This is a genomic window from Rhizobium sp. PvP014, assembly GCF_017876855.1.
Lineage (GTDB): Bacteria > Pseudomonadota > Alphaproteobacteria > Rhizobiales > Rhizobiaceae > Neorhizobium > Neorhizobium soli.
In genome coordinates, this window is record NZ_JAGIOT010000001.1 from 879609 (window position 1) to 905066 (window position 25458).

Here is a 25458-nt window from a genome sequence, read left to right on the forward strand (position 1 = left end):
GGCGAGTGGCGTAACGATCGGTCAGTCGCGGTAACATTTTACCATATCAAGAATGACCATTGGGGAAGCTCGAACAGATCAAGATAAAGGATCCTCAGAAACTGCGACCCTAAGCGTGGAAATATGATATATTTTCCATGCTCTATGCCATGGGATCGAATTGTCTTGAGACGTGTCAACATCCATGCACTCCTTGCCTATGCGGCCTTCTCCATCACTGACGCTAGTGTAAAGGCCGCCGGCGGCGGCCATTTGTCGGTCTTCCAGATGGCATTCATCGTCAACGTCTTCGCAGCTCTGGCCGTTCTCTTCACCCGCCATCCCGGCGAACGATGGCGCGACTTCTGGCGCACCGCCCATCCTCTTGCCGTGCACGGCCGCGCGATCTGCGGAGTTGTCGCCAGTCTTACAGGTGTCTACGCTTTCACCGCGATCCCGCTGGCGCAGGCCTACGCGCTGGTGTTCATGGCGCCCCTGTTCGTGACCATCATGTCGGCACTGGTGCTGAAGGAGCATGTGGGGATGTGGCGCTGGTCAGCCGTTATTATCGGCTTCATCGGCGTTCTCCTTGTCGTGAAGCCGGGCCACGAGGCATTCGAGGGCGGCCATCTTGTCGCGATATTCACCGGCCTCGGCACTGGCACGGCGGTCATCATTCTTCGGCGCGTTAACGGCAAGGTTAAGACAACGAGTGTTCTGGGAACACTCATCGCCTACCTTCTCCTAGTCAACGCGGGGGTTATGCTCATCCACGGCGCCATCGTGCCGACATTGAAGGAATGCGCCCTGCTGGCGCTTGCCGGCATGTCTTACGGCCTTGGTCAATGGGCCTTCGTGTCGGCCACGCGCCACGGGAACGCTACCCAGATCGCGCCAATGCACTACTCGCAGCTGGCGTGGGCTGTGGTCTTCGGCGCATTGATCTTCGACGAATTTCCCGATGCCGTTGCGCTTGTCGGTATCTCGATCATAATTTTCGCTGGCCTCTTGACGGTCTTGCGCGAGAAAATGCGTGGCACCAGCGGTCCGATCGGTAAGGCTGCAACCGTTGACAACGCCGAACTCGGGCACGATGCCGCGGAAAATTATCCGCCACCCATTCCCAAATAAAATATTTGATATATCATGTATCGTCTATCTGAAGCGCAACAGGGATGGTCGTGCAGACATGATGGGCAAGCCGGTGTTCGGGGTCGTGGCCGACGATCTCACAGGTGGAATGGAAACTGCCGCAATGCTTGTCGCGCACGGCGTCGACTGCGCATTTGTGACCGATCCTGAGGCTGTGGATACAATCGGCGATGTCGACGCTATCGTCGTTGCGCAGAAAACCCGCGTCATTCCGGCGGCACAAGCCGTTGCAAGAACCGAAAGAGCGGCCCGAGCATTGCTTGCGCGCGCCACACGCCAAATCTTCTTCAAGTATTGCGCAACGTTCGACTCGACCGATGACGGAAATATCGGCCCCGTGGCTGACATCCTGATGGCGACCACCGGCGCGCCCTATGCCGCCTTCTGTCCTGCCTCGCCGGCACTGAAGCGTACAGTCTACAACGGGCACCTGTTTCTCGGCAGCCAACTGATTTCGGAATCCCCCAAGCGGCACGATCCACTGACACCAATGACCGATCCGGACCTCGTCCGCGTGCTGCAGCGGCAGACGAAGACCCGAGTCGGGCTACTTGCCCACCCCGCCGTTAGCGAGGGCGGCACGACGCTCCGGCTGGCCGTCGCCGACCAAGCAGCAGAGGGCATCCGCTATTTCATTACCGATACGATCTACGATCGTGATCTCGACGCCATCGCCGAACTGACCTGCGACTGGCCTCTAATGACCGGCAATGCCACAATCGTCCAGCACTATCCGGCGCTGTGGCGACAGAGAGGTCTCCTGACCGGCGAACCGCATACGCGCAGCCTTCAGCCTGTGTCAGGCAAGGGTGTCGTGCTGTCTGGCAGTTGCGCCGAACGGACACTCGAACAGCTCGCCGACTTCGAGCGGTCGCATCCCGTCCTGCGGATCGATCTAACTGACATCGACAGCGCCGAGTCCGCGGTCGATGCAGCCCTCCGTTGGGCGCTGCCAAAACTCGAGACCGGCCCAGTCGGACTGTCGACATCCGCCGCGCCAGAGGCCGTTGCCGCTGCGCAGGCGCGGTACGGCAGGGATGGCGCTGCGGCGCTTGGCGAAAAGATCGTCGGCGACCTTGCCGTCGCCTTCCATGGCGCCGGCGTGCGGCGGTTCGTCGTCGCCGGTGGAGAAACGTCCGGGTCCGTCGTCGAGCGCCTTGGCATCCGCGGCCTGAATGTCGGTCCCTATGGCGGCCCGGGCGTCGGCACGGCAACCACGAACGGTGACGATCCCGTCGCTTTCTGCCTGAAGTCCGGCAAACTCGGCCCTGTCGACCTTTTCACCCGGGCGCTGGCGTCCATGAAGAACCCGGAGTAAATCGTATGAACGAGATGGACCTGCGAAAGACGATGCTCGACCTCGTCGCGAAGCTGGAAGTCAAGGGCTTTAATCACGGTTCGAGCGGCAATGTTAGCTGCCGCATCGGCGACGACATGCTGGTCACACCGACCGGTGGCAACAGCAGCAACATGACCGTGGAGCAACTGGTGCGGCTGGACCGGAATGGCGACAACGTCGGCAATGGCATCCCGTCCAGCGAATGGCATATGCATCAGGCAATTCTCCAAGCCTATCCGCATGTCCAGGCGATAATTCATACCCATGCGGACTGCTGCGTGGCGCTCTCCTGCCTCGCCAGGCCAATCCCTGCATTTCACTACATGATCGCCAGCTTCGGCGGCACGGACGTGCCATGCGCACCCTACGCCACGTTCGGCACGAAAGCGCTGGCGGATGGCGCCGTCGCGGCGCTGAAGGACCGGAAGGCGTGCCTTCTCGCCAATCATGGCATGATCGTTGCCGCCCCTTCCTTGCAGCAGGCCTTCGACCTGACGGTGAAGCTCGAGACGCTTGCCCGCCAGTACATTCTCGCCCGTCAGGCCGGCGAGCCTGCAATCATTCCCGACGACGAGATCGTACGGGTTCTGGAACGCTACAAGGGCTACGGCCGCAGCCGGTTGCCCGGCTGATCGTAAGGGGAGGATGCACCATGGAGATCACCGGCACCTCTAAGATCATGTTCGTACTTGCCGATCCCGTGGACCACGTCCGCGCCAGCGCCGTGCTGAATGCCTATTTCGCCGAGAGCGGCGAGGACCTCGCGACATCGCCGCTTGCCGTTCGCCCGCGGGACCTCGGCACCGTCGTCGACGCGATCCGCTGCATGGGCAACGTCGTCGGCTTCGGCGTCACTATCCCGCACAAGGTGGCGATCATGCCGCTGCTAAATGAGGTCACCAACCGGGCCCGGATGATTGGCGCCGTGAACTTCGTCCGGCGAAGCCGTGACGGCTGGCTGGTTGGCGACAATCTCGATGCACCAGGCTTTCTTGCCGGCCTCGACGCCCACGGATGCTCGGTCGAAGGCAAACGGGTTCTGCAACTCGGCGCGGGCGGTGCCGGCCGCGCCACGGCAATGGCAATTGCAGAAGCCGGCGCTGCGGAACTGCGGATCTCCAATCGTGACGAAGCGCGCGGCCACGCTCTCGCCGACGCGGTACAGGCCCTGTTCCCGGCAACAAGGGTATCGGCCGGACCCGCTCCGCCGGAAGACTTTGATCTGATCGTCAATACAACGCCACTCGGAATGAAGCCTGGGGATGCGGTCCCGGCAGAGATCGGCGGCATCGCCAGTTCTACTGTGGTTTACGACATCATCGTCAATCCGCCAGTGACCAGGCTGATGGATGCGGCCTGCGCGCGCGGTGCCGTCACCATCGGCGGAAAAGCCATGCTCGACGCGCAAATGGCCCTTGTCGCAACATTCATTAAGCAGTAGCATCCCGATATATCAAATATCGAACGGAGTTCGCCACGTATAGGTACAATACTAATCGCATTCTGAAGGGTCTCGCGCCCTGAGCCAAGCCAAACAAAAAAAGTGGGAACAGGCTTCATTGACTATGGCAACAAACAGAGCACCGGCGGCTGGCGCGTCTATCCGCATAAGTCGTCTTGAGAAGCGCTTCGGGAGCGTCTTCGCCGTCAACGGCGTCGACATCGAAATCGCTGCAGGAGAATTTTTGGCGCTGCTCGGACCAAGCGGCTCCGGCAAGACGACGATCCTGATGAGTGTGGCGGGTTTCGAGTTTCCCACGAGCGGAAACATTGTCGTCGATGAGGAAGACCTCACCTATCTCCCCGCGAACAAGCGCAACCTGGGAATGGTATTCCAGAACTACACGCTGTTTCCGCACATGTCCATTTTGGACAACGTTGCCTTTCCCCTAAAGATGCGTGGCATGGCGAAAGCCGAGCGACACGCCAAGGCTGAAGAAGCGCTCGCCACCGTACGCCTCGCCGGTTACGGGGAGCGCTTTCCAAACCAGTTGTCCGGCGGCCAGCAGCAGCGGATCGCGCTGGCTCGGGCAATCGTCTATCGCCCCCGTGTCCTGCTGATGGACGAGCCTTTAAGCGCTCTCGACAAGAACCTTCGCGAGGATATGCAGCTTGAAATCAAGCGCCTGCATGCCGAGCTCGGCATTACCGTGATCTTTGTCACCCACGACCAGAGCGAAGCGCTCACCATGGCGGACCGGGTCGCGGTGCTGAAGGACGGCAAGATCCAGCAGATCGGACCGTCGCGCGAGCTTTATGAGCGTCCAGCCAATCTCTTCACCGCCGGATTTATCGGCGAGATGAACTTCATCAACGTCACGGTGGAAAGCATCGTCGACACGATGACGGTCCTGCTGCCGTCGGGCGAACGCTGGACCGTTCCGGCCGCTGCGGCCGTCGACACAATGCAGACTGGCCAGAAAGCCGTTCTCGGCTTCAGGCCCGAGCGCTTGGCTCTCGGCACCGGTGTTTCCGATTACTCGCTGCAAGTCACCCTGTCTGACGTCGTCTATGCGGGGGCCGCCCTGCTGCTGATTGGCACATTGCCCGACGGAACGGAAATCCGCGCTCGCCTTCCCGGCGCTTCCGATCTCGCCGCACTGACACGCGGCGCGACAGCGACCTTCAGCGTTCCGAAAGAAGCGATCCTGCTCTATGCCGAGGGGACAAAGTGACCAGTCGCACCCGATCCCAGTTCTGGCATTCTGACGGTCGACGCCTCAGCGGACTGGCAACGCTGCTGCTGCTGGCGCCGTTCTTCGCCATCATCGCATTCGTCTTCCTCTACCCAATCGCCCAGCTTCTTTACATCAGCTTCATGGAACCGGCCCCAACACTCGATAACTACGCACGGGTCGTCACAAATCCGGTCTATGCGCGGGTACTGATGCGGACCGTGTGGACTGCTGTGCTGGTAACCGGCCTTGGCATCTTGCTCGGCTTCCCGGTCGCCTACTTTATGAGCCGCGCCCGCGGCACCACGGCTGCCCTGGTCGGCGCCTGCGTCATTCTACCCCTGTGGTCGAGCGTGCTGGTGCGTACTGCTGCGTGGTCGTTCCTCTTCCAGCGTGAAGGCTTAGTGAATTCCGGCCTGATCGCTGTCGGCATCACATCAGAGCCGCTGAAGCTTCTCTACACGCAAGGAGCGGTCGTTGTGGCGATGACTCACGTGCTCCTGCCGTTCATGATCCTGCCGATCTTCGGATCCCTGCGCGCCATTCCCAACGACTATCTACGCGCCGCAGCAGTTCTGGGCGCGTCGCGGTTCGCCACCTTCCGAGAAGTGATCCTGCCACTCAGCCTGCCGGGCATCGCCAGCGGCTCGCTGCTGGTATTCCTGACCGCACTTGGCTTCTTCATCACACCGGCACTGCTCGGATCGCCGCAGGAACTGATGATCGCCACACTTGTCTCGCAGCAAATTCGCGAGGTCCTGGACTGGCCGTTCGCCTCGGCACTCGTCGGCGTCCTGACGCTGTTCGTTACCCTGCTCGCAATCATCTTCAGCAAGACGCTCCGGTTCGATCGTTTGATGGGGGCGCAATCATGAAACCACCCGTCGACAAAGGCTCGCTGGCTCTCGGCGCATATGTCTACGCCGTTCTCGCCTTCATCATCATTCCGCTGGTCATTGTCATCCCGATGTCCTTTGGCACAAGCGACTACCTGGAGTTCCCTCCACGCGGCTTTACGCTGAAATGGTACGAGGAATTTTTCGCCAGCCGCCAATGGCGCAACGCCATGTGGCTCAGCGTGCAGGTTGCCTTCCTCACCGCGATCTCGGCGTCGGTCATCGGCACCGCGGCGACGTACGCCATGGTCCGCGGAAGGAGCAGTCTCGCGACGCTCTTCCAGATCCTGCTGATCGGCCCGATCATTGTCCCGCACATCGCGCTGGCGGTCGGTCTCTACCTGTTCTTCCAGTCGATCGGGCTGTCCGGGACGGTTCCAGGCTTTGTGCTTGCCCACACCATCCTGGCGCTTCCCTTCGTCGTGTTCACAACCGCCTCTGCACTTGGGAAGGTGGATGCGAACCTGGAAGCGGCGGCGATGAGCTGCGGTGCGAGCCGTTTCAACGCTTTCCGTTTGATTACGCTTCCCCTCATTCTGCCGAACGTGGTGAGCGGCGCGCTGTTTGCCTTCATCATCTCCTTCGATGAACCGGTCGTTTCCTTCTTCCTGTCCGGTGTCCGCTACAAAACCCTTCCGCGACGGATGTTCGAAGACATCGAGCAAAACCTGACCCCCATCATTCCGGCGATCGCCACGCTGCTGATCGTCCTCTCCATAATAATACTCGCCGTCGTCTTCCTCATGAGGTCGCGAGCCAAAACCTGACTGGGAACCACGCGTAAAACTGAAAAACAAGAGGAGAACCATCATGCCGATACAGAACTGGAAATGGACCACCGCAGCGATCACAATCGCCGCAGGAATAGCCGCCACGACGCCCGCCGTCGCGCAGGAACTGGAGGAGCAGCTGGTCATCGCCACGACAGGCGGCCTGATGGGCAATTCGCTTGCCAAGTATTTCTACGAACCGTTCGCCGAGGCCAAGGACGTTGAAGTGGTGCCCGTCGCCATCGAGGTTCCCGACCAGTGGGCGCGTGCGGAAGCGATGACGCGCACAGGAAACGTCGAATTCGATATCGTCACTGCCACCGGCCCCGATCTCGTCGCGCGCACTAACATGCTCGAGAAGATTGACTGTAGCCAGCTTCCCAGCGTGCAGAAATTCGGCGTTGCGGATGCTTGCACGCCCTACGGCGTCGCCCGGACCACCGGTGGCATGCTGATCAACTACAATACCGACGTGTTCAAGGACAAGGCGCCGAAGACCTGGGCGGACTTCTGGAACGTCAAGGACTTCCCCGGCCCGCGCGGCCTGCCTGACACGGGCGATCGCGACTGGTGGGTTCCGGTCGCCGCACTTCTGGCAGACGGAGTGAAACAGACCGAACTCTTCCCGCTCGATCTTGAACGCGCGTATAAAAAGCTCGATGAAATCAGGCCGCATGTCGCGGTCTGGTGGAAGACCGGCGACCAGGTGCAGCAGATCATGCGCAACAAGGAAGTCGTGATGACCATGAGCTACTCCGGCCGCGCGCTGGCAGTGGTCAAGGAAGGCGCGCCGGTTGCCATGTCCTGGGACGGAGCCATCCGCGACACCGGCTATATGGCGATCCTCAAGGGTGCGCCCGACAAGAATGCTGCGCTTGCCTATCTCGACTTCTTCTACGCCAATTCCGAAGCGCATGTGCCTTTCATGCGTGACGTGAACTACGCGACCGGCAGCAAGACCGTCTACGACCAGCTGAAGCCGGAGGAAGCAAAGCTGTTTGCGACTTCGCCGGAGAACTACGAGAAGCTGGTGAAACCGGACTTCACATGGATCGGCGCCCATCGCGACGAACTGCGTCAGCGCTGGACAGCCTGGCTGACCCGCTAATCGCTTTAAAACGGTCAGTCACAACTGCTCCTCATCGCCTTCTCCCCGTCTGTGGGGGGAAGGCCCAACATGCCGATAAGCAAATCCATACGACTGCAACGACAGGACGATTTCCATGGATCACACCAGTGACCCGAACGCGCTGCGCTATGTCATCGACCCGCAACGGCTCGATCTGGTGGAGGAGTTCCGCGACAGCCCGCTTGGCGTGCATGGGGCCGAACTTCGCAAGATGCTGGCCAAGATGCGCTGGGGCAAAGCCCAGGGTCGTCTCGTGCTGGTCGTGCTGGAGGCCGGCAAGGCCTGGCGCCTGTCGCGCATTCCCGAGCGGCGCGGCGATCCGATGCCTTTCGTCGACGAGCGCATCTTCACCTCGCTGGCCGAGGCGGAATGGCATGTCTTCAAGATCCGCTGGCAGGCCATGACGGGTGCAACATTACCCCCGGAGTATCAAGGTGATCTATAAGACCAACGAGTATCTCGGCTACCCCGACCGCATCAGCGTTCCGGCCGGAGAAACCGTCAAATTCCAGCTGTCGAGCAAACGCGACGCCGTCAAGGTTGAAGTCATGCGCCTCCGCTGCGGTGACGTCGACGTTAACGGACCGGGCTTCAAGTACGACCTGATGGATAGCACCATCGATGGCGTCCACACCTGCCTCGACCAGGAAATCCGCCCCGGCTCCTGCGCGGTGATCCCTCATGGTGACGCACTCGTACCGAGCGGTACCGCATGGTCTTTCGGCTGCTACATTTATCCGACCCGCATCGACGACAACGCCCGAGGTATCATGGGCAGCTGGTGCGAAAGCACAGCCGAAGGATATGCGCTCGAACTCGATGTCGAGGGCCATCCCGTTCTGCGCACCGGAAGCCTTAGCCTGACCCTCGACGTCAAGGCGCGCGAGCGTGTCTGGTCCTTCATCTCCGCAACTCTCGACTTCGCAAAGAAGACTGCAACGCTGTCGTTGATCGTGCCTGCCGACGGCACGCGTCCGGCTGTTGCCCATGCCGAGACTTTCGACCTTTCCGACATGTCGGCACTCGACAGCGGCCTGGATTTTCTAATCGCAGCGCATCATCTGGACGGCGCGAAACGTTACACTGCCCACTTCGACGGCAAGATCGAGGCGCCGCGGGTCGTGTCGCTGGCGCTGAGTGCCGAAGCGCTGAGGGTTTACGACTGCCAGCCTCGCACCGGCTCTGCCGCACCCGGTCTTGTCGCCTCCTGGGATTTCGGCGAAGGTATCACCTCGCTCGACGTGAAGGATCTTTCCGCCAACTGCCTGCACGGGCGTCTGCACCAGTTGCCCCGCCGCGGCGTCACGGGCTTTTTCTGGTCCGGTGCGGTTCATGACTTCCGGCTTGCGCCGCGCGAATACGCCGCCATCCATTTTCACAACGATGACATCTACGACTGCCAGTGGCAGGCGACCTTCTCTCTCGATGTGCCCGAGGAGTGGCGAACCGGCGTATATGCGCTCCGGCTCACGCCGGCTGGCGACGAACCGGAGCCGGACTGCGAGAGCTATGTGACGTTCTTCGTGACACCCGGCAAGAAGACGAAGCGGGCCGACCTCGTGGTGGTGCTCTCGGTTGCCACCTATCTGGCCTATGCCAACAGCGCGCTCCGTCTTTATCAGGTGCATTTCGAGACGCTGATGGAGCACGTGCTGTGGCTGCCGCTGGACGATGTCTACATGCAGGAGCATCCGCAGATCGGCCAGTCTACCTATGACAGCCATGTCGATGGATCCGGCCGCGCCTATTCGTCCTGGCTCCGTCCGGTGCTCAGCATGCGGCCGCGCGGCTACTGGTTCAACCTGATCAACGACACCCATATTCTCGACTGGCTCGAGGAGAAGGGCATCGCCTACGACGTCATCACCGATATCGAGCTGGACCGCGAGGGTGCCCGGGCGCTCAACCCGTACCGGGCGATGATGACGCCGACGCATGCCGAATACTACTCTTTCAACATGATGAACGGCATCATGGAGTACCAGAATGCAGGCGGTCGCCACGTCTCGATGGGCGGCAATGCCTTCTACTGGCGATGCGGCTTTCATCCCGCGGCTCCGGCGGCGCTCGAAGTGCGCCGCGGCATGGCGGGTACGCGCACCTGGGAGTCCGAGCCGGGCGAAGTGCATCTGGCAGGTACCGGCGAACCGGGTGCACTCTGGCGGCACAGCGGCTTTGCGCCACAAAAACTGGTCGGCACGGGCTTCTCGGCCATGATCAACGACACCTGCACCTACTATGTGCGCATGCCCGACAGTGAGGATCCGCGAGCGGCCTTCATCTTCGAAGGCACCGGCAGACACGAAAAATTCGGCGATTTCGGCTTCCGCTATGGCGGCGCCGTCGGCAGCGAGATCGACCGTCTCGACTACGAGCTCGGGACGCCGCGCCACGCGCTGCTGCTTGCAACCTCCGAAGGTCTCGGCGCCGGCGCACTTCCGACACCGGAGGAGTTCCGAACCATGGTCGACGGGCTCGACGGCACCCAGAACGCACTTGTCCGCGCCGACATGGTGTTCTTCGAGACAGCCAATGGCGGGGCGGTCTTCGCTTCGGGCTCGATCACGTTCGGCATGTCGCTGGGCTACAACAACTACGACAACAATATCAGTGCCATCACGCTCAACGTCGTGAAGCGGTTCCTCGACCCGGAACCGTTCGTCCTGCCGAGTTTGGCATAGGCGGAAATGCCAGGTCGCACATGCCAGTGCGGCCTTTCGAACCCGGCGGCATCGACCGCAAATATCGCAAGAGACCTTTACCAATGGCAGACAGACCGGAATTCCAATCGCCTGAACTCGGCACCATGAATGTTGCGCCCCGCAAGGTGCGGCCAATGTATGCCGACGATCACTGGAACAGCCAGCCATGGTACGAAGCGCCGCGCGAAGATCCCGATATTCCCGAGGTCTATACCTACACAGATGCGATCTCCTACGATCCGGGCGACGAGGTCACCTTCCACTCGACCTCGACTGCCAAGACATGGCGCATGCAGATCTATCGTGACGGTTTGCACCCGGAGACGGTGCATGAGGTCGAGGCAATCAACGGCGTATTTTCGTCAACACCCAAGGATGCCTACCGTAACGGCTGCAACTGGCCGGTCAGCCATCAGTGGACGCTTCCGGTCGACCTCAAGTCTGGCTTCTACAGGGTCGTCTCGACCTGCGAGAGGCCGAACGGCATCAAGTTCGTCCAGCATCACTTCTTTGTCGTGCGCCCCACGGACAAAACCCGCCGCGCCAAGATCCTGATGGTCCTGCCTACCGGCACCTGGACGTCCTATAATGACTTTGGCGGTGCTAACCACTATTTCGGCGTCGAGGGCGAAAATCAGGACCAGCCCTCGCCCGTCCTCTCGCTGGAACGGCCCTGGACGCGCGGGATCGTCTGGCTACCAGCGGGTGCCCCGCGCATCTGCGCCGATCCCGCGCCGGAAATGGGTGATGCACCGCGATACGCGATGAAGGAATGGGCCTACGCCAACGGCTTCGGCCAGTATTATGCGGCCGCCGGATGGGCGCAATTCGACCGTCACTTCGTGCTTTGGGCCGAAAAGGAGGGGTTCGAGCTGGACATGATTACCCAGACCGACCTGCACTACCGACCGGAACTGCTCGACGCCTATCCTTGCGTCACAATTATCGGTCATGACGAATACTGGACCTGGGAGATGCGCGAGACGATTGAGCGCTATGTCGAAGGCGGTGGACACCTCGCTCGCTTCGGCGCCAACTTCCTCTGGCAGATCCGGCTTGAGGAGGATGGCAAACGCCAGATCTGCCACAAATTCAAAGCAAGCCAGAAGGACCCGGTCGCCGGCACGGACAAGGCGCACCTGCTCACCAGCGCCTGGGAAGACCACACCGTGAAGTGGCCAGGCGCCTCCACCGTCGGCGTCAACGGTGCGCACGGGATGTACGCATCCTGGGGTGGTTTCGCCCCGAACGGCCAAAAAGGCATGACCGTTTACCGACCGACCCACTGGGCATTTGCGGGGACCGGACTGCACTATGCCGACATCTTCGGCGACAAGCAGCATATCTTCGCCTACGAGGTGGACGGGCTGGACTACACGTTCCGCCACGGCCTCCCCTACCCCGTCGAGGTCGAGGGTCAACCCGACACGATCGAGATCCTTGCCATGTCGCCGGCGGTTCTCGCCGAAGACGAGCCCGAAGGCGAAGGCTTCCGCTACTATGTGCGCGGCAGCGACCATGAGGGCCTTGTCGAATGCGTGACCGGCGAAGTGACGCCGGAGGGGCTCGCCAAATACAAGTACGGTTCCGGCATGATGGTGCACATGACCCGCGGCAAGGGCGAGGTTCTAACGGCCGCCACCTGCGAATGGGTCATGGGCCTGAAACGCGGCGATCCCTTTACCCAGCGCATCACGCGCAACATCCTTGACCGGTTCACGGCCCGCTGAACCGCACCGAGGGAGCCGGAACAATGTCAGAAATGAACGATGGCTTAGGAGCGCCTTATCGATGAACAGTGCCATCAGCCGTGAACGACAGCCCGCCGCCCGCATCCGTGATGCAGCTGAACTCGCGCGCATCGCCCGGTTACTCCGGCGTGACGTGATCAATCTCGTGGCGCCCACGGGCCAGGGCTATGTCCAACAGGGACTTGGTGCAGCCGATCTCTTTGCCGTCCTGTATTTTGCCGAAATGCGGATCGATCCGACCGACCCGCGGTGGCCGGATCGCGACCGCTTTCTTCTCTCGACGGCGCATAACACTGCGATCTTTTACGCGACGCTTGCTGCGCGCGGGCTCGTCGACCGAAATCTGGTGCGCGACTACTGCAAGGACGGCTCCGTATTCGAGGTCAACGCGTCGGAGCGGGTCGGCACGGCGATCGAAGCAACGCTTGGCTCGCTCGGACAAGGCCTTTCGGTTGGCATCGGCATGGCGCTGGCCGCACGGCGGCGGAAGTCGGACAGCCGCATCTATGTGGTGCTCGGCGACGGCGAATTGCAGGAAGGCCAAGTCTGGGAGGCTGCCTTGTATGCGGGCAGCATCGGTCTTTCCAATCTCTGCCTGATCATCGACTACAACCGCATGCAGGTCGAAGGTCACATCGACAAGGTGGTGTCGGTTGAACCGGTCGCCGAGAAGTTCAAGGCTTTCGGCTGGGCCGCCGAGGACATCGACGGGCACGATATTCCGGCATTGCTAACGGCGCTCGACCAAGCCCGCGGGCGAGAGAAGCCGACATGCCTCGTGGCCTCCACGATTGCCGGCAAGGGCGTGCCTTCTCTGGAAGGGATCCTCGCACACAATCTGAAACTGCCAGCCGAGGTCGCGCGGGAAGCGCTGGCCGCACTTGCAAACGCGGAGGAACGAAGATGAGCCAGACCAAAGATCGCGGATCGCTGGAAGTCCTCGACTTCAACGCGCGTGGTGCGTCTGCGGCAACTGCGCGGAAACATTACGGTGAAGCGCTGCTGCAGGCAGCACTCGACGACGAACGCATTGTATGCCTGACGGCGGATCTGACACTTCCAACGGAGACGGACCTGTTTCGCGATCAGTTGCCGGAGCGCTTTCATCAGGTCGGCATCGCCGAAGCCAATATGATCGGGATTGCCGGGGGCTTGGCCCGATCAGGCGAAATCCCATTCGTTCACAGCTTTTGCGTCTTTGCCACCCGTCGCTGCTACGACCAGGTGGCGATGCAGGTCGCCTATCCCCGCGCCAACGTGAAGATCGTCGGCGTCATTCCCGGATTGACGACCTTGCTCGGCGTCTCCCATCAGGCGATCGACGATATCGCCCTGATGCGCGCTTTGCCGAACATGACGGTGATCGAACCGAGCAGCCCGGATCAGGTGCGTGCATCGGTCGCCGCGATCGCCAGCTATGACGGTCCCGTCTACCTCCGGCTGAAGCGCGCCGATGGGACGGAAAAAGTGGATGGCGCCACGCCCGAGTTCACCATCGGAAAGATGCGGGTGCTGCGCGAGGGCAGACAAGGTCTGATCGTCGCCTGCGGCATGATGGTCGACATCGCACTCTCGGCAGCAAATTTGCTAAGCCGCGAAGGTCTTGAGATGACTGTGGTGGACATGGCGACGATCAAGCCGCTCGATCCTGCCCTGGTCGAGCTTGCCAAACGTATGCCACTTGTCGTCACAGCCGAGAACCATTCGATCATCGGCGGGCTCGGAAGCGCCGTGGCGGAAATGTTGATGGAAAACGACGTGTCTTCGAAATTCCGTCGCGTCGGCGTCCGCGACACCTTTGCCGAAGGCGGCACCACGGCCTTTCTCTTCGAGAAATACGGTTTGTCCGAAAGCGCTCTAGCGGCGACTGTGCGTGAGGCTCTGGCACAGCCGGCGGTATGACAAGCCTGCCAGCCTTTGCAATATCAGGAGGTCGGTGGCGTCAGGTAGCGGGTGCCGCCGGAATTTTCCAGCAGACGTACGAGGTTCTGGCCACCCTCCATCATGTCTGCCTGAATGGCCTCGCGTACCTTGTCCGCACGACGCTGCCGCAAGTACTTGAGGACGGAGAGGTGCTGATGCTCGTTCGGGTAGGTCGGGGGAGCGCTTGGATAATGGAAATTCAGCAGCGGACCGTTGCGCATCCAGATATCGTCGAGAATTGCCAAAACCTCCGGCAGTTCGGACCCCTCGTAAAGGCCGCGATGGAACTGCCAGTTGGCGCGCACGGCATCCGACCAGCGCTGCTGCTGCTCCGCCGCAATCAGTTCGGCGTGGATGGCCTCCATACGATCGATGTCTGCTTCCGATACACGCGTCGTCGCGTGTTCCGCCGCAAGGCCCTCCAAGAACAGCCTGACCGTCCGCAGTTCGATATACTGCTTGGCGGTCATGTGGGACACGGCAATTGAACGGCCAGCCTGCATCTCTAACGCTCTGGCGCGAACGAGCTGCATCAGGGCTTCGCGAATTGGCGTTTCGGACACGTTCATCGTTGCAGCCAGTTCGCGGATCTTAAAGCGATGGCCCGGCCAGAAACGCCCTTCCATCAAAGCCTGCCGAAGGTTGTTGTAAACCAGTCCGGTGAGGCTATCACGTGCGACTGGTCCAACACCAATCGCGTCTGTCGCCCGATCCGATTCACTCATCTCATTCCCCATCACAGCCGAACCATGCCAACCAAGCCACGGACTATATATAATATACGTGGAGGGCGCAGGTTGTTTCAAGCTTCGGCGGCCGGAGCGTTGATTTGGGTGCAGATGATGCCCAGCCTCCCACGATTCTCGCACCATTTGTTATATACGTCGTCTGCACGAGACAGGGGTACTCGTTCGAATTTCTCTATTAAATATTGTCTATCACCGACATATATGATATATCAAATTATCAGATGGAGTTTTCGATGTCAGAGCTGATCAGGATGCAAGACGCCGCGTTGCGCGCACGTGCACAAAAAGTCGTTCCTGGTGGAATGTGGGGACACCTGAATGCTGCAAAGCTGCCGGACAGATATCCGCAGTTTTTCAGCCACGGCGAAGGTGGCCTGCTTTGGGATGTCGATGGCAACCGCTATGTTGACTTCATGTGCAGTTGGGGTCCCAATCTCCTGGGTCACAAGCACCCCGAAGTCGAGGAGGCGGCCGAACGCCAGAGGCGCATGGGTGATTGCCTCAACGGACCAGCTGAAGTCATGGTCGAACTGGCCGAACTCGTAGTGGATACTATTTCCCACGCCGACTGGACAATGTTCCAGAAGAACGGCACCGACGCTACTACAACCTGCGTCACTGTTGCTCGCGCGGCGACCGGTAAGCGGAAAATCCTTGTCGCCAAGGGCGCCTATCACGGCGCAGTTCCCTGGTGCTCTCCGTCGCTCATCGGCGTAACGGCAGAAGATCGTGCTCACCTCGCCTACTACACGTTCAATGATATTGAATCGCTCGAAGATGCGGTCAATGAAGCTGGTGACGACATTGCCGCGATCGTCGTCTCGGCCTATCGCCACGACATGAGTTTTGATCAGGAACTACCCACTCAGGATTTTGCCAGAGCCGTAAGACGGCTCGCCGACGCCAAAGGTGCGGCCGTTATCCTCGACGAGGTTCGCACCGGTTTCCGTCTTCATACGGCCGGCAGCTGGGAGCCGCTTGGCGCCAGTCCCGATCTTTCCGCCTGGAGCAAGGCAATCGCCAACGGTTACGCCCTTTCGGCGGTGACCGGCAGTGACTGGCTGCGCAAGGCGGCCTCGCAGGTGTTCGTCACGGGCTCATTCTGGGCTGGTGCCGTGTCGATGGCTGCCGCTCTTGCAACGCTGAAGGTGGTCCGCCGCGACAACGTCCCGGACAAGATTGCACGGCTTGGTCAAATGCTGCGCGATGGTCTGGAAACACGTTCACGCCAGTTCGGTCTATCGATCCGTCAGTCAGGCCCCGCGCAGATGCCGACCGTTCTGTTTGACGACGACGCCGACTTCGCGAAAGGATATGCGTTCTGTAACGCAACCCTTGCCAAGGGCGTCTATTTCCATCCGCGGCACAACATGTTCCTTTGCGCGGCCCATACGGAAGCTGACATCGCCGTCGCTCTCGAAGCCGCCGAGCACGGATTTGCAACTGTTGCCAAGACTGCTCCGAATTAGCTCGACGCGCCTCATGCGGCGTTGCAACGGTTACAGCTCGCTCGAGGCGCACTGAACGATCAACCAGAATGGGCTCGCTTCGAGAAATAGCGACAAGGCGGCCGCTTCACTCCTGATATTTCCGCATGAAGCGGCTGTCGATGCGATGCTTCCAATTGGCCACCCAGCGGCCGGCTACGGCTATGTTCCACTTGTCGGCAATGGCCCGCCCGTCGGCGAGAGAGATCAGTGCCAGCCACTGCCGTTGCGGTTGATAAGAAAGCGGGGCTTCTCCGCAGAGGCTGCGGAGGATGTTCTCGGCCAGAACCGGTCCTTGCCGCACGGCAAACACGCCGGCCTTTGGACGGGGGCTCGGCAGAGATGCGACGTCGCCGGCGGCGAAGACATCCGGATGCGACAGGGATCGCAACGTTTCGTCCACGCAAATGAAACCGCTTCGGTCGAGGAGAAGGCCGGTCTTGCGCAAGAAGGCTGGGGCGCCGCTCGACGTCGTCCAGATGACCTCGTTCACCGCAAGTCGCCGACCGTCGCGGGCGACGAGCTCAGCGTCGTGGAAAGCGACGACATCGAACGCGGGGTGGTGGGCGATGGCCGCCCTTCGCAATTCCCGCTCCAACAAATGCCGCGCCCGCCGACTGCGCTCCGGAACCGGCTCCGCTGCCCGTCCGACGAGTATTATGCGGATGTCTCGTCCGGAAAACCGGCGTCTGAGCGCAAAGGCGACCTCCACGCCTGCCACCCCCTGCCCTACGACCGCGATCGTTGAGAGCCGTCCTTCTGGGGCCAGCGCATCGAGCCGGGCAAGGCGATCGGCAAAGCTTGCGATCGGCTTTACGGAGATGCCGGCCGATATGCCGTCGGGCAGTATAGGGGTGGAGCCGATATCGATCGAGAGCAGCCCGTAGCCGAGGTTTTGGCCGCTCGCGACTGAGACCACCCGGCGTTCCGGGTCGATAGCGGTCGCCGTGGTTTCGGCAAAGGCGCCGCCAGCGCGCGCGCACAAGGTCGCCAGATCGATGTGGAAATCGTCGAAACCGTATTCCCCCGAGATATGGCCCGGAAGCATGCCGGAATAAGGCGCATAGCGCGATGGCGAAACCAGCGTGATCTGCGCGCCGAGACCCATCTGCCCCAACAGGCGCACCACCTCGACATGGGCGTGGCCACCACCGAGAAGCACGACCGGGATTTTCGCGTTCGCCTCAGTCATGAGCTGCTCCCTTCATGCCAATACGATGAACGGGACCGCCAGCGGCCTCGGCATCCGCTTCGTCATGGGTGACAAGAATGACCGGCAGGCCGGCGGTTCTTGCACGCTCGAACACGAGGGTTCGCATCTGGGCGCGCAACTCCATATCGAGCTTGGAGAAGGGCTCGTCGAGAAGCAGCAATCTCGGCCGGGAGACGAGAACGCGAGCAAGCGCCACCCTGCCCTTTTGCCCGCCAGAGAGCGTGGCCGGGTCCCGATCCGCAAAATCTGGGAGGTTCATGTCGGCGAGAATGTCTGCCGCAATCTGCCGGCGAAGGCGACGATCTCGCACATCTGCCGGAACGGCGAAGGAAACATTGGCACCAACAGACATATGCGGGAAGAGCAGCGGGTCTTGAAAGAGGATGCCGGCGCGACGGGCTTGTGGCTCCAGCGACAGGAGATCGACACCATCGACAAAGACGGTCCCTTTGGCGTCGAATACAGGATCGAGAAACCCGCCGATGAAGGACAGCAAGGTGGATTTGCCCGATCCCGACGGTCCCATGACGGTGAAGACGGAACCGGGAGGAACCTCAGCGGTCAGCGCAATCAGGCTGATATCACCCAGACGGATCAACACATTCGAGAGGGAGAGGCCATTGGTCGGCTGTCGCTGGAGCATCATCAGACCCTCATATCCCGGCGGTTGCGGTGGAGCGCTGCGGGTATCAGCGCAAAGAGCGCGAAGGCGAGGAAAGGAAGGATGGTCTGCAGCAGGGCATAGACTCCGATGACACGGCGGTTGTTGCCGGAGGCTAGAGCGACGGCCTCCGTGGTGATGGTCGAGAGCCGCCCCTCCCCGATCAGGAGGGTTGGCAGATACTGCCCAACCGAGACGGCAAAGCCAAGGGCAAGCGCTGTCAGGATCGGACGGATCAGCATCGGCAGGCGGATAGACACGAGCACCGACAGCCGTGACCGGCCGAGTGCTGTCGCAATGATCTCGTAGCGACGGTCGAGCGCGCGCCAGGGATCGGCGAGCGAGAGGAAGACATAAGGCAGCACAAAAACCAGGTGGACGAGCACGAGGGCTGTCAGCCTGTAATCGCCGCCACCACCGCCGATGAAAAGCAGCTGCAGGCCGAAGACGAAGGTGATCTGCGGCACGATCAGCGGCAGGTAGAGCATCAACAGCGCCTTCTGGCTCACGCGGCGTCCCGTCTGAATCTCCCGCTCCAGGCAGCCGACGGTCAGCAGGATGGCCAGCAGCGTCGAGGCGAGACCTGTCACCAGTGTCGTTACGAGCGGATCGCCAATGCGCGGCAAGGCACTCATCCAGCTCCTCGGCGTAAAACTCTGCGGCAGGATATCGGGAAACTGCCACAGACCGGCGACAGACCAGATGGCAAGAATGGCGAGGCCTGCGAAGACGGCTCCGCCGATCAGGCCGACGACCAGGATCGACGCGCGGCGCAGCAACTGGTCGCGAACGAACCGCCATCCCCTGTCCCGCGATGCGCGGAGCAGGACCGCAGCGACCCGCTCCAGCATCAACCACAAGAGCAATCCTACCAGGGTGACGCCCAGTTGCAGGACGGCACCGGCCGAGGCGAGGAAACGCACGGACAGATCCGGATCGTTCATCCACTGGACGAGCCGGGTCGCGAGCGTGCCGGGCAGGTTGGGACCAAGGATCAGCGCCACATCCACGACCGAGGACGAGTAGGCGATGACGGCATAGACGGCAAAACGGATCTGCCGGTAAAGCGACGGCCAGAGCAGGTAGACGAAGCCCGCAATACGCCCATAACCGAAGGAGGCTGCAAGCCTTCGCGCAGCGGAAAGCTCCACCTGCGGCAGGGCCGCCAACGTGACCAGAAACAGGAACGGTGTTTCCTTGATCACGAGGCCCGCGATCATCGTCAGCCCCATCGGGTCATGGGGGATAAGAATGTCCGGCGGCCGATCAATGCCAAAGAGAGGCGCGACGAGGCGAATAAGGAAACCCGATGGCGCGATCAGGAAGGCGAGCCCGAAAGCGGCCGCCGCATGGGGCACGGCCAGGAGAGGCGACAGCAAATGCTGCAGGCGTGACAGCGTCGGTGTGCCGGCGTAACTCGCAACGAAGATCAGCGTGATGCCGAGAGAAATCAGGGTGGCGGCGAGGCCGGTTGCTACACTCAAGACTGCCGCTGTTGGCAGACCCGGTGTCGCCGCAAGATCTCGAAAGGGTTGCAGGCTGAGGTCATGTCCGCCGAGTGCGGGCAGATAGCCTAAGGCCGGCAGCAACGTGCCGAGGAGCCCGAAAGTGATCGGCAGGACCAGAAGGCTAAGCGTGACGGCAACCGCACTCCTCGGAAGAAGTGCGGTCATTCCGTTCAAAAAGGAGCGATCGGTCGCCTGGGCTGTCACAGCTCAGTTTCCGCTGGCGTAGCGCCGGCGCCATTCGACCTCGATGCGCTCCATCCAGCTCGCATGCGGCTCGGCAATCACGGGGCCGAGCTTGTCCGGCGCAAGGGTGGCTGCGCCGAGGTCGAGCGCTTTGAAGGCGGCACGATCCGGCTCCGGCAGTTTTGACATGGCGAGAACGGTCGGATCACCCCAATAAGTCGGGTCCTGCTTGCGAAGCTGCGCTTCAGGCGAGATGAGGAAGTTCGCCGTCACCAGCGCCCCCTCCTTCGCATTGGCATTGTAGGGAATGGCGACGAAATGGGTGTTGCCGAGCGTGCCCTCGGAGAAGGTGAAGGAGCGCACGGTCTCGGGCAATTCGCCGGCCTTGATCCCGGCAGAGGCTTCCGACGGATTGAAGGCGAAGATAATGTCCAGTTCGCCGTCGGCCAGCTTCTGTTTCATATCCGAATAGTTCTGCGGGAAGGTCTTGCCCGAACGCCAGGCTGCCGGATGCAACTGGTCGAGATAGGCAAAGAGCGGCTCGACATCAGCGTTAAAAGTCTCTTCGCTGACCGGCTTCGCCAGTTTGGAGGGGTCGGCGATCACCTCGCTCAAAACCTGCTTCAGGAAGGACGAGCCTGTAAAATCCGGTGGCGCGGGATAGGAAAACCGGCCTGGGTTCTTCTTCGCCCAATCGAGAAGCGCAGTCGCGTTGTCCGGCATGGCGAAGGCTTCGGTGCGCGCGCTGTCATGGAAGAAAACCATCTTCGCGCCACCCCAGGGGCTTTCAAGGCCCTCTGTCGGCTCGGTGAAATCTGTGAGGATGGTCGGCTGGTTTTCGACATCGACATAGGCCCAGTTGGGCAGCGAGCTTGCCCAGCCGGGGGTGAGGAGCAGCCCTTGCTGCTTCAACGAGACGAAGTTTTCGCCGTTGATCCAGATGAGATCGACCGAGCCGCCGTCATTCTTGCCGGCGGCTTTCTCGGCGATCACCTTGGCGACCGCGCTTGCGGTATCCTCGAGCTTCACCTGCACCACGCTCACCCCGTAGCGTGACTGCATCTCGGCGCCCACCCATTCGAGATAGGCGTTGATGTTTTCCGAGCCGCCCCAGGCGTTGAAATAGACCGTCTGGCCGGTTGCTGCCTTCTCGACGGCTGCCCAGTCGGAAAGCTCGGGGCCGGCGGCTTTCGCCGGAAAGCTACTTGTGGCTGCCATCAAAGCGGCGGCGAAAATCCCTGTCATCAATCGCATTCTGTGCCCTACTCCCTGAAAGTCGACCGCCTGACGCTGACGCGCTGCGGCTCCTGTTTGAATTACGTCTTCGAGATGCGCCGGGTTTCATGCTTTCTTGCCGGGACCCATTTGTCGTCGCGCGAGCGCGGCCGCAATCTCCTCGCTTGGCTCCGAATCAAACGTGGCGCCCGCCATTGCAGTCAGCTCATGGGTAATGCGCATTTGTTCGACGAAGGCCCGGCATCCCCGGCAAATCGCCAGATGTAGCCTGATGTTGAGCCGCGGCCAGAAGCCGAGATCGCCGTCGATCAGAAGGCTGGCGCGCTCGACCACTTCATTGCATCGAAACATGGCTCAGCCCTCCCCGGATGTGGTAAAGTGAACGCTCATTGCGAACTCCTGCGCTTGGCGATCTGCCGCACGAGCGTCGGGATCAGCGCCACCAGCGCCAGCGCGAAGAAGGCGAGCGTGATATCGCGCGTCACGAGATCCGAAATCTGCGCTTGCCTTCCGCTCGCCTGCGCGGCGACCAGCACACTGTCAACTCCCTGGCCGAGATAGGCATAGGCGAAAGTGCCGGGCAGGATGCCGAAGAACGTGGCGGCTATGAACCGCCCGAGGCTGATGTCGAACAGGGCAGCCGCGATATTGACGACGAAGAAGGGAAAGACCGGAGCGAGCCGGATGACGAAGAGATAGCCGAAGGCATTCTCCTGGAAACCGTCCGCCATCTTCTTGATGACCCCATCAACCCGGTGGCGCAGAAAATCGCCGAAGGCCGAGCGGGTGGCGAGGAACAGGATCGCCGCACCGACCGTGGCACCAACAGCCACCAGCGCTCCCCCGATCATCCAGCCGAAGAGGAAACCACCGAAGATGGTCAGCACGGACGCTGCCGGAAACGAGAAGGCGACGGCCGCGGTATAGACGAGCAGGAAGATGACCGCCGACCAGAGGACATTGGCGTCGACGTAACTCCTCAAGGCCTGCCGTTGTTCGGCAAGAAATTTGAGGCTGAGATAGTCCTGCAGGCCGAAGACATAGCCGAGTGCGAGGCCGGTGATGACGAGGACCACGGGCGTATAACGCCACCTGCTACCTTTGCCGACAGCGCCCTTCGAGGTGGCGGGCTCGTCATCCGGCGGCGCGCCGTGTTGTGGGGAACGGCTGTCAATCATGGCGGTTTCCGTGAAGCTGCGGCATGCCTTGTGGGATCGGATGTACCGGCGCGACAGATCCCCCATGGTCACTATGGCTTGATAGGATCGAATGCGGCTGGACTTTGAAGGCGATTGTTTTGCTAATGACGCCTGAGCTGAGGCTGGGGGCAGCATGGCGCAGGTGGAAGGTGATGATCGGGCTCTGGCGCTGCGTCTCGCCGACGGGGATGCGGCAGCGTTCGAAATGCTCTATCGCCGGCACAATGCCGCGATGATCCGTCTTTGCAACGGCATCGTCCGCTCGCGTGTCATCGCGGAAGACGTCGCGCAGGACACCTGGGTCACAGTGCTCGACCGCATCGATCTCTTCGAAGGGCGCGGATCGCTTGCAAGCTGGATCTACACTATCCTGATCAACAAGGCGCGCAGCCGCGCCAGACGCGAAGGCCGCACGGTGTCCTTCGACGATTTTGGTGTCGACGACACCCTCAACGAGGCTTTCGACGGGCGCGGCCACTGGCGTACCATGCCCGCGCTTTGGGAAAACCTGACGCCGGAACGCCATGTCGAGGGTCGAAGCGTTCTGCAGCATGTGGAAGCCGTCATCGAAACTCTGCCTCAGGCGCAACGCGCGGTGCTGATCCTGCGCGGCCAGCAGGAGCTCGATCCGGCAGAGGTCTGCACCCTTCTCGACATTTCCGAGGGCAATATGCGGGTACTTCTGCACCGAGCGCGGCTGACGGTGCGCAACGCGCTTGACCGGCTGAATGCGGATCTCTGAGAGGGACACGGCGTCGCTCATTGATCATCTCCGGAAAAGGCGACCCAGCCCTGGCGCCAGCGGATGACGGTCGTCACCCCGCAAAGCGCGGCAAATCCATAGGCAATCAGCGGGAAATGCCAAGGCAAGAGACACATGACGATGAAGACCGCGATCGTCTCGAAGCCTTCGGCGAGACCGCCGGCGTAGTAGATGCCCTTGGTGGGAAATTCCGGGGCCTCGCGGCCGAGTTTCGCCGCAACTGCCGAGAAAGCGAGGAAGGACGAGCCTGTGCCGACGAAGGACACGATCAGCACCGCTGCGGGCAGCGCATTGATCTCGGGCACCGCAACCGCGAAACCGAGCGGGATCAGCGCGTAGAAGACCATGTCGAGCGCGATGTCGAGATACGCGCCACGATCCGTCGGACCATGCAGGCGGGCAACCGCACCATCGAGCCCGTCCAGCGCCCGGTTCACAAGGATCAGCAGAAGCGCCACCCAAAAGTAGCCGAGGCAGAGAGCGGCGAAGGCGCCGAGCCCGCCCATGAAACCAACGAGGCTGATCTGATCTGCACGAACCCCGCGATGGGCCAGAAACGCAGCGATGGGCTGCAGAGCTGCCTTCTGCAGCGGCAGGATCTTGGCGTCGATCATCCGCGCCTCCAGGTCTGGAAGCGTTCAAGCAGCGAGAGCAGAAACCCGTTGATGTGATTGCGGCGCCACTGACCGGCCACCTGCTTGTTGGCCTCTGCGAGCGTCGGGTAAATGTGGATCGTGCCGAGGATCTTGCCGAGCCCATGGCCATGTTTCATGGCGAAGACGAATTCCGACAGCAGGTCGCCGGCATGCTCGCCGACAATCGTTGCACCCAGGATCTTGTCCTTGCCCGGCACCGTCAGCACCTTGACGAAGCCACGGGCGGCCCCATCGGCGATCGCGCGATCGAGATCGTCCAAGCCAAAACGCGTTACCTCATGCGGTATCTTCTTCTCACTCGCCTCGGTCTCGGACAAGCCAACCCGCGCCACTTCTGGATCGGTGAAGGTCGCCCACGGAATGACTGAGTAATCAGCCTTGAAGCGCTTGAGATCACCGAACAGCGCATTGACAGCGGCAAACCAGGCCTGATGTCCGGCGACATGGGTAAACTGGTAGGGCCCTGCCACATCGCCGGCGGCGAGAATGTTCGGATGAAGGGTCTGGAGGTATTCGTTGGTCTCCACCACACGATCGACCTTAATGCCGAGATCCTCGAGCCCGAACCCCTTCAGCCGCGGGGCGCGTCCGACCGCGACAATGATCTCGTCGAAGCCGATGCGGAACTTAGCCCCGCCCTTTTCGACCTCGATCCATTTTTCACCGGCATTCGACCCACAGGCGACCGCCTTGTGGCTGGTCAGCACATTGACGCCGTCCGCCTTCATCGAGGCTTCGACGACCCTGGCCGCATCATCGTCCTCACGCATCATCAGCCGTGGTGCCATCTGGATCTGCGTGACCTCGGAGCCAAGTCGAGCAAAACTCTGCGCCAGCTCGCAGCCGATCGGCCCTCCGCCCAAAACGACGAGCCTCTGCGGCACAGAAGGGCGATCGCGGAGCCGCTCCCACATGGTATCGGATGTGAGATAGCCAATTTCGGCGAGGCCCGGTATCGGGGGCACAAAGGCCTGGGCGCCGGTCGCAATGATGATCGCGCGCGTCGTCAGACGCTGCGTGCCGCCCTCGGTCAGGGCAATTTCCACCGTCCAGGGATCGATCAGCTTTGCGTAGCCTTGCAGGACGTCGACGCCGAGCCCCGTATAGCGTTCGACGCTGTCATGCGGCTCGATTTCGGCGATCACCTTGTGGATCCGCTCCATCACCGCAGAGAAAGGCACCTTCGGCTCGACCGGCTCCAGGCCATAATGGTCCGCATGGCGCATCTGGTGCGCCACCTTTGCGCTCTTGATCAGGGCCTTCGAAGGGACGCAGCCATAGTTCAGGCAGTCGCCGCCCATCTTGTTCGCCTCGACCAGCGTCACCTTCGCCTTGGCGGCAGCAGCGATATAGGCCGACACCAGCCCGGCGGATCCGGCGCCAATGATCACCAGGTTGCGATCGAAACGCTTCGGCCGCGTCCAGGTGGATCGGGAAAAGCCCTCGTTCTGGTCCATAGATTTCGTCTTTCCACCCGCAATAGACGT

The 25458-nt window shown here is 61.3% G+C and carries 24 protein-coding genes; 15 read left to right on the forward strand and 9 right to left on the reverse strand.

Going from position 1 to position 25458, the window contains the following annotated elements; genetic code table 11:
- Positions 1 to 165 precede the first annotated feature (165 nt).
- From J3A65_RS03945 to J3A65_RS04005, 13 genes are all read left to right on the forward strand, one after another.
- The gene (locus J3A65_RS03945) at positions 166 to 1110 is read left to right on the forward strand and encodes a DMT family transporter (protein WP_209899591.1); all 945 of its coding nucleotides are present in this window, start codon (positions 166 to 168) and stop codon (positions 1108 to 1110) included.
- 58 nt (positions 1111 to 1168) lie between these two features.
- On the forward strand, positions 1169 to 2449 hold the full coding sequence (gene otnK / locus J3A65_RS03950; protein WP_209899595.1) for a 3-oxo-tetronate kinase: 1281 nt from the start codon (positions 1169 to 1171) through the stop codon (positions 2447 to 2449).
- Positions 2450 to 2454: 5 nt separating this feature from the next.
- Entirely contained in the window at positions 2455 to 3102 is a 648-nt protein-coding gene (locus J3A65_RS03955; protein WP_062577786.1) for a class II aldolase/adducin family protein, read from the forward strand.
- Positions 3103 to 3122: 20 nt separating this feature from the next.
- A complete protein-coding gene (locus tag J3A65_RS03960) occupies positions 3123 to 3911 on the forward strand; it encodes a shikimate dehydrogenase (RefSeq protein WP_062577784.1) in 789 nt (262 codons plus the stop codon).
- Positions 3912 to 4035: 124 nt separating this feature from the next.
- Complete coding sequence (locus J3A65_RS03965; protein WP_062577782.1) at positions 4036 to 5145, forward strand: ABC transporter ATP-binding protein; 1110 nt, start codon at positions 4036 to 4038, stop codon at positions 5143 to 5145.
- 53 nt (positions 5146 to 5198) lie between these two features.
- Positions 5199 to 6020: an ABC transporter permease gene (locus J3A65_RS03970; protein WP_245341471.1), complete on the forward strand. Its 822-nt coding sequence runs from the start codon at positions 5199 to 5201 to the stop codon at positions 6018 to 6020.
- Positions 6017 to 6808: an ABC transporter permease gene (locus J3A65_RS03975; protein WP_209899602.1), complete on the forward strand. Its 792-nt coding sequence runs from the start codon at positions 6017 to 6019 to the stop codon at positions 6806 to 6808. Before J3A65_RS03970 ends, J3A65_RS03975 begins: the two co-directional genes overlap by 4 nt.
- Positions 6809 to 6851: 43 nt before the next feature.
- Positions 6852 to 7919 carry an extracellular solute-binding protein gene (locus J3A65_RS03980; RefSeq protein WP_082471756.1) on the forward strand — a complete coding sequence of 356 codons (1068 nt, stop codon included), beginning with the start codon at positions 6852 to 6854 and terminating at the stop codon, positions 7917 to 7919.
- 115 nt (positions 7920 to 8034) lie between these two features.
- Entirely contained in the window at positions 8035 to 8385 is a 351-nt protein-coding gene (locus tag J3A65_RS03985; protein WP_062577779.1) for a hypothetical protein, read from the forward strand.
- Positions 8375 to 10621, forward strand: a complete 2247-nt coding sequence (locus J3A65_RS03990) for a N,N-dimethylformamidase beta subunit family domain-containing protein (RefSeq protein WP_209899606.1) — start codon at positions 8375 to 8377, stop codon at positions 10619 to 10621. The genes J3A65_RS03985 and J3A65_RS03990 overlap by 11 nt, the downstream gene beginning before the upstream one ends.
- Positions 10622 to 10704: 83 nt before the next feature.
- On the forward strand, positions 10705 to 12372 hold the full coding sequence (locus J3A65_RS03995; protein ID WP_209899609.1) for a N,N-dimethylformamidase beta subunit family domain-containing protein: 1668 nt from the start codon (positions 10705 to 10707) through the stop codon (positions 12370 to 12372).
- A 61-nt stretch (positions 12373 to 12433) separates the two neighbouring features.
- Positions 12434 to 13300: a transketolase gene (locus J3A65_RS04000; protein ID WP_209899612.1), complete on the forward strand. Its 867-nt coding sequence runs from the start codon at positions 12434 to 12436 to the stop codon at positions 13298 to 13300.
- Complete coding sequence (locus J3A65_RS04005) at positions 13297 to 14295, forward strand: transketolase C-terminal domain-containing protein (RefSeq protein WP_209899615.1); 999 nt, start codon at positions 13297 to 13299, stop codon at positions 14293 to 14295. The genes J3A65_RS04000 and J3A65_RS04005 overlap by 4 nt, the downstream gene beginning before the upstream one ends.
- Positions 14296 to 14318: 23 nt before the next feature.
- On the opposite strand, the gene J3A65_RS04010 is transcribed toward J3A65_RS04005, so the two are convergent.
- Positions 14319 to 15041 (reverse strand): GntR family transcriptional regulator, encoded by a 723-nt coding sequence (locus tag J3A65_RS04010; RefSeq protein WP_209899618.1) that lies wholly within the window; start codon positions 15039 to 15041, stop codon positions 14319 to 14321.
- Positions 15042 to 15298: 257 nt separating this feature from the next.
- Here J3A65_RS04010 and J3A65_RS04015 point away from each other — a divergent pair, with 257 nt between their 5' ends.
- A complete protein-coding gene (locus J3A65_RS04015; RefSeq protein WP_209899621.1) occupies positions 15299 to 16534 on the forward strand; it encodes an aminotransferase class III-fold pyridoxal phosphate-dependent enzyme in 1236 nt (411 codons plus the stop codon).
- A gap of 106 nt (positions 16535 to 16640) precedes the next feature.
- Here the strand turns inward: J3A65_RS04015 and J3A65_RS04020 are convergent, their stop codons facing one another.
- From J3A65_RS04020 to J3A65_RS04045, 6 genes are all read right to left on the reverse strand, one after another.
- Positions 16641 to 17744 (reverse strand): FAD-dependent oxidoreductase, encoded by a 1104-nt coding sequence (locus J3A65_RS04020; RefSeq protein WP_209899624.1) that lies wholly within the window; start codon positions 17742 to 17744, stop codon positions 16641 to 16643.
- Complete coding sequence (locus J3A65_RS04025; RefSeq protein WP_209899963.1) at positions 17737 to 18408, reverse strand: ATP-binding cassette domain-containing protein; 672 nt, start codon at positions 18406 to 18408, stop codon at positions 17737 to 17739. The genes J3A65_RS04020 and J3A65_RS04025 overlap by 8 nt, the downstream gene beginning before the upstream one ends.
- A gap of 2 nt (positions 18409 to 18410) precedes the next feature.
- Positions 18411 to 20099 carry an ABC transporter permease subunit gene (locus tag J3A65_RS04030; RefSeq protein ID WP_209899965.1) on the reverse strand — a complete coding sequence of 563 codons (1689 nt, stop codon included), beginning with the start codon at positions 20097 to 20099 and terminating at the stop codon, positions 18411 to 18413.
- 42 nt (positions 20100 to 20141) lie between these two features.
- Positions 20142 to 21362 (reverse strand): ABC transporter substrate-binding protein, encoded by a 1221-nt coding sequence (locus J3A65_RS04035; protein ID WP_209899627.1) that lies wholly within the window; start codon positions 21360 to 21362, stop codon positions 20142 to 20144.
- A 96-nt stretch (positions 21363 to 21458) separates the two neighbouring features.
- On the reverse strand, positions 21459 to 21704 hold the full coding sequence (locus J3A65_RS04040) for a zf-HC2 domain-containing protein (RefSeq protein WP_092662804.1): 246 nt from the start codon (positions 21702 to 21704) through the stop codon (positions 21459 to 21461).
- Positions 21705 to 21739: 35 nt separating this feature from the next.
- Positions 21740 to 22531: a TVP38/TMEM64 family protein gene (locus J3A65_RS04045; RefSeq protein ID WP_209899630.1), complete on the reverse strand. Its 792-nt coding sequence runs from the start codon at positions 22529 to 22531 to the stop codon at positions 21740 to 21742.
- Positions 22532 to 22685: 154 nt separating this feature from the next.
- Here J3A65_RS04045 and J3A65_RS04050 point away from each other — a divergent pair, with 154 nt between their 5' ends.
- Positions 22686 to 23294 carry a sigma-70 family RNA polymerase sigma factor gene (locus J3A65_RS04050; protein WP_209899633.1) on the forward strand — a complete coding sequence of 203 codons (609 nt, stop codon included), beginning with the start codon at positions 22686 to 22688 and terminating at the stop codon, positions 23292 to 23294.
- A gap of 17 nt (positions 23295 to 23311) precedes the next feature.
- On the opposite strand, the gene J3A65_RS04055 is transcribed toward J3A65_RS04050, so the two are convergent.
- Both J3A65_RS04055 and J3A65_RS04060 read right to left on the reverse strand, forming a co-directional pair.
- Positions 23312 to 23929, reverse strand: a complete 618-nt coding sequence (locus J3A65_RS04055; RefSeq protein WP_209899637.1) for a CDP-alcohol phosphatidyltransferase family protein — start codon at positions 23927 to 23929, stop codon at positions 23312 to 23314.
- Entirely contained in the window at positions 23926 to 25428 is a 1503-nt protein-coding gene (locus J3A65_RS04060) for an FAD-dependent oxidoreductase (RefSeq protein ID WP_209899640.1), read from the reverse strand. Before J3A65_RS04060 ends, J3A65_RS04055 begins: the two co-directional genes overlap by 4 nt.
- Positions 25429 to 25458: the final 30 nt, after the last annotated feature.